Origin of the sequence: Pseudomonas sp. (assembly GCF_002796985.1) — a bacterium.
Classification (GTDB): domain Bacteria; phylum Pseudomonadota; class Gammaproteobacteria; order Pseudomonadales; family Pseudomonadaceae; genus Pseudomonas.
This window is the reverse complement of the sequence record NZ_PEKX01000025.1, coordinates 1-5089: the sequence shown is the minus strand read 5'-3', so window position 1 is coordinate 5089 and position 5089 is coordinate 1. Positions and strand designations below refer to the sequence as shown.

The 5089-nt window shown below is 52.1% G+C and carries 2 tRNA genes and 3 rRNA genes (1 of these 5 cut by a window edge); all 5 read left to right on the top strand.

What is annotated here, in order from left to right:
* Positions 1-1448 (top strand): 16S ribosomal RNA (locus CTR55_RS27160); its annotated part reaches 292 nt to the left of the window's first position; the annotation flags it as partial.
* 64 nt (positions 1449-1512) lie between these two features.
* Positions 1513-1589 (top strand) — tRNA-Ile (locus CTR55_RS27155).
* Between the two features lie 26 nt (positions 1590-1615).
* A tRNA-Ala gene (locus CTR55_RS27150) sits at positions 1616-1691 on the top strand.
* A gap of 230 nt (positions 1692-1921) precedes the next feature.
* Positions 1922-4813: ribosomal RNA gene (locus tag CTR55_RS27145) — 23S ribosomal RNA — on the top strand.
* A gap of 135 nt (positions 4814-4948) precedes the next feature.
* Positions 4949-5064: ribosomal RNA gene (gene rrf, locus CTR55_RS27140) — 5S ribosomal RNA — on the top strand.
* Positions 5065-5089 lie beyond the last annotated feature (25 nt).

The window sequence follows — 5089 nt, the reverse complement described above, 5'->3', positions numbered from 1 at the left end:
GATTCAGCGGCGGACGGGTGAGTAATGCCTAGGAATCTGCCTGGTAGTGGGGGACAACGTTTCGAAAGGAACGCTAATACCGCATACGTCCTACGGGAGAAAGCAGGGGACCTTCGGGCCTTGCGCTATCAGATGAGCCTAGGTCGGATTAGCTAGTTGGTGGGGTAAAGGCCTACCAAGGCGACGATCCGTAACTGGTCTGAGAGGATGATCAGTCACACTGGAACTGAGACACGGTCCAGACTCCTACGGGAGGCAGCAGTGGGGAATATTGGACAATGGGCGAAAGCCTGATCCAGCCATGCCGCGTGTGTGAAGAAGGTCTTCGGATTGTAAAGCACTTTAAGTTGGGAGGAAGGGCAGTAAGCTAATATCTTGCTGTTTTGACGTTACCAACAGAATAAGCACCGGCTAACTTCGTGCCAGCAGCCGCGGTAATACGAAGGGTGCAAGCGTTAATCGGAATTACTGGGCGTAAAGCGCGCGTAGGTGGTTTGGTAAGATGGATGTGAAATCCCCGGGCTCAACCTGGGAACTGCATCCATAACTGCCTGACTAGAGTACGGTAGAGGGTGGTGGAATTTCCTGTGTAGCGGTGAAATGCGTAGATATAGGAAGGAACACCAGTGGCGAAGGCGACCACCTGGACTGATACTGACACTGAGGTGCGAAAGCGTGGGGAGCAAACAGGATTAGATACCCTGGTAGTCCACGCCGTAAACGATGTCGACTAGCCGTTGGGATCCTTGAGATCTTAGTGGCGCAGCTAACGCGATAAGTCGACCGCCTGGGGAGTACGGCCGCAAGGTTAAAACTCAAATGAATTGACGGGGGCCCGCACAAGCGGTGGAGCATGTGGTTTAATTCGAAGCAACGCGAAGAACCTTACCTGGCCTTGACATGTCCGGAATCTTGCAGAGATGCGAGAGTGCCTTCGGGAATCGGAACACAGGTGCTGCATGGCTGTCGTCAGCTCGTGTCGTGAGATGTTGGGTTAAGTCCCGTAACGAGCGCAACCCTTGTCCTTAGTTACCAGCACGTTATGGTGGGCACTCTAAGGAGACTGCCGGTGACAAACCGGAGGAAGGTGGGGATGACGTCAAGTCATCATGGCCCTTACGGCCAGGGCTACACACGTGCTACAATGGTCGGTACAGAGGGTTGCCAAGCCGCGAGGTGGAGCTAATCCCATAAAACCGATCGTAGTCCGGATCGCAGTCTGCAACTCGACTGCGTGAAGTCGGAATCGCTAGTAATCGTGAATCAGAATGTCACGGTGAATACGTTCCCGGGCCTTGTACACACCGCCCGTCACACCATGGGAGTGGGTTGCTCCAGAAGTAGCTAGTCTAACCGCAAGGGGGACGGTTACCACGGAGTGATTCATGACTGGGGTGAAGTCGTAACAAGGTAGCCGTAGGGGAACCTGCGGCTGGATCACCTCCTTAATCGAAGATCTCAGCTTCTTCATAAGCTCCCACACGAATTGCTTGATTCACTGGTTAGACGATTGGGTCTGTAGCTCAGTTGGTTAGAGCGCACCCCTGATAAGGGTGAGGTCGGCAGTTCGAATCTGCCCAGACCCACCAATTGTTGTGGTGTGTGCTGATCCGATGGGGCCATAGCTCAGCTGGGAGAGCGCCTGCTTTGCACGCAGGAGGTCAGGAGTTCGATCCTCCTTGGCTCCACCATTAAATCGTCGAAAGCTCAGACATGAATGTTCAGGTTGAACGAACATTGATGTCTGGTCTTTGTGCCAGAACTGTTCTTTAAAAATTTGGGTATGTGATAGAAGTAGACTGAATAATCTCTTTCACTGGTGATTATTCAAGTCAAGGTAAAATTTGCGAGTTCAAGCGCGAATTTTCGGCGAATGTCGTCTTCACGTTCGAGACAGTAACCAGATTGCTTGGGGTTATATGGTCAAGTGAAGAAGCGCATACGGTGGATGCCTTGGCAGTCAGAGGCGATGAAAGACGTGGTAGCCTGCGATAAGCTTCGGGGAGTCGGCAAACAGACTTTGATCCGGAGATCTCTGAATGGGGAAACCCACCTAGCATAAGTTAGGTATCTTGCACTGAATACATAGGTGTAAGAGGCGAACCAGGGGAACTGAAACATCTAAGTACCCTGAGGAAAAGAAATCAACCGAGATTCCCTTAGTAGTGGCGAGCGAACGGGGATTAGCCCTTAAGCTTCTTTGAATCTAACAGAACGCTCTGGAAAGTGCGGCCATAGTGGGTGATAGCCCCGTATGTGAAAGGTTCTTTGAAGTGAAATCGAGTAGGACGGAGCACGAGAAACTTTGTCTGAATATGGGGGGACCATCCTCCAAGGCTAAATACTACTGACTGACCGATAGTGAACCAGTACCGTGAGGGAAAGGCGAAAAGAACCCCGGAGAGGGGAGTGAAATAGAACCTGAAACCGTATGCGTACAAGCAGTGGGAGCCTACTTTGTTAGGTGACTGCGTACCTTTTGTATAATGGGTCAGCGACTTATATTCAGTGGCGAGCTTAACCGAATAGGGAAGGCGTAGCGAAAGCGAGTCTTAATAGGGCGTTTTAGTCGCTGGGTATAGACCCGAAACCGGGCGATCTATCCATGAGCAGGTTGAAGGTTAGGTAACACTGACTGGAGGACCGAACCCACTTCCGTTGAAAAGGCAGGGGATGACTTGTGGATCGGAGTGAAAGGCTAATCAAGCTCGGAGATAGCTGGTTCTCCTCGAAAGCTATTTAGGTAGCGCCTCACGTATCACTCCAGGGGGTAGAGCACTGTTTCGGCTAGGGGGTCATCCCGACTTACCAAACCGATGCAAACTCCGAATACCTGGAAGTGTCAGCGTGGGAGACACACGGCGGGTGCTAACGTCCGTCGTGAAAAGGGAAACAACCCAGACCGTCAGCTAAGGTCCCAAAGTTATGGTTAAGTGGTAAACGATGTGGGAAGGCTTAGACAGCTAGGAGGTTGGCTTAGAAGCAGCCACCCTTTAAAGAAAGCGTAATAGCTCACTAGTCGAGTCGGCCTGCGCGGAAGATGTAACGGGGCTCAAACCATACACCGAAGCTACGGGTGCATCGCAAGATGCGCGGTAGAGGAGCGTTCTGTAAGCCTGTGAAGGTGAGTTGAGAAGCTTGCTGGAGGTATCAGAAGTGCGAATGCTGACATGAGTAACGACAATGGGAGTGAAAAACTCCCACGCCGAAAGACCAAGGGTTCCTGCGCAACGTTAATCGACGCAGGGTTAGTCGGTCCCTAAGGCGAGGCTGAAGAGCGTAGTCGATGGGAAACAGGTTAATATTCCTGTACTTCTAGTTACTGCGATGGAGGGACGGAGAAGGCTAGGCCAGCTTGGCGTTGGTTGTCCAAGTTTAAGGTGGTAGGCAGAGATCTTAGGTAAATCCGGGATCTTAATGCCGAGAGCTGATGACGAGTCATCTTTTAGATGATGAAGTGGTTGATGCCATGCTTCCAGGAAAAGCTTCTAAGCTTCAGGTAACTAGGAACCGTACCCCAAACCGACACAGGTGGTTGGGTAGAGAATACCAAGGCGCTTGAGAGAACTCGGGTGAAGGAACTAGGCAAAATGGCACCGTAACTTCGGGAGAAGGTGCGCCGGCGAGGGTGAAGCATTTACTGCGTAAGCCCATGCCGGTCGAAGATACCAGGCCGCTGCGACTGTTTATTAAAAACACAGCACTCTGCAAACACGAAAGTGGACGTATAGGGTGTGACGCCTGCCCGGTGCCGGAAGGTTAATTGATGGGGTTAGCGAAAGCGAAGCTCTTGATCGAAGCCCCGGTAAACGGCGGCCGTAACTATAACGGTCCTAAGGTAGCGAAATTCCTTGTCGGGTAAGTTCCGACCTGCACGAATGGCGTAACGATGGCGGCGCTGTCTCCACCCGAGACTCAGTGAAATTGAAATCGCTGTGAAGATGCAGTGTATCCGCGGCTAGACGGAAAGACCCCGTGAACCTTTACTGTAGCTTTGCACTGGACTTTGAGCCTGCTTGTGTAGGATAGGTGGGAGGCTTTGAAGCGTGGACGCCAGTCTGCGTGGAGCCATCCTTGAAATACCACCCTGGCATGCTTGAGGTTCTAACTCTGGTCCGTTATCCGGATCGAGGACAGTGTATGGTGGGCAGTTTGACTGGGGCGGTCTCCTCCTAAAGAGTAACGGAGGAGTACGAAGGTGCGCTCAGACCGGTCGGAAATCGGTCGTAGAGTATAAAGGCAAAAGCGCGCTTGACTGCGAGACAGACACGTCGAGCAGGTACGAAAGTAGGTCTTAGTGATCCGGTGGTTCTGTATGGAAGGGCCATCGCTCAACGGATAAAAGGTACTCCGGGGATAACAGGCTGATACCGCCCAAGAGTTCATATCGACGGCGGTGTTTGGCACCTCGATGTCGGCTCATCACATCCTGGGGCTGAAGCCGGTCCCAAGGGTATGGCTGTTCGCCATTTAAAGTGGTACGCGAGCTGGGTTTAGAACGTCGTGAGACAGTTCGGTCCCTATCTGCCGTGGACGTTTGAGATTTGAGAGGGGCTGCTCCTAGTACGAGAGGACCGGAGTGGACGAACCTCTGGTGTTCCGGTTGTCACGCCAGTGGCATTGCCGGGTAGCTATGTTCGGAATAGATAACCGCTGAAAGCATCTAAGCGGGAAACTAGCCTCAAGATGAGATCTCACTGGGAACTTGATTCCCCTGAAGGGCCGTCGAAGACTACGACGTTGATAGGTCGGGTGTGTAAGCGCTGTGAGGCGTTGAGCTAACCGATACTAATTGCCCGTGAGGCTTGACCATATAACACCCAAACAATTTGTGTGTTAGACGGTGAAGACGTAACGAACCGAAAGTTCGTGAGAACCGCAAATTACCTGTCACATACCCGAATCTGGATGAGCGTGTGCGCAAGCCACGAGCGTCCATAAAGAATTGCTTGACGACCATAGAGCGTTGGAACCACCTGATCCCATCCCGAACTCAGTAGTGAAACGACGCATCGCCGATGGTAGTGTGGAGTTTCTCCATGTGAGAGTAGGTCATCGTCAAGCTCCTATCCCAAGACCCCTGGTCAGC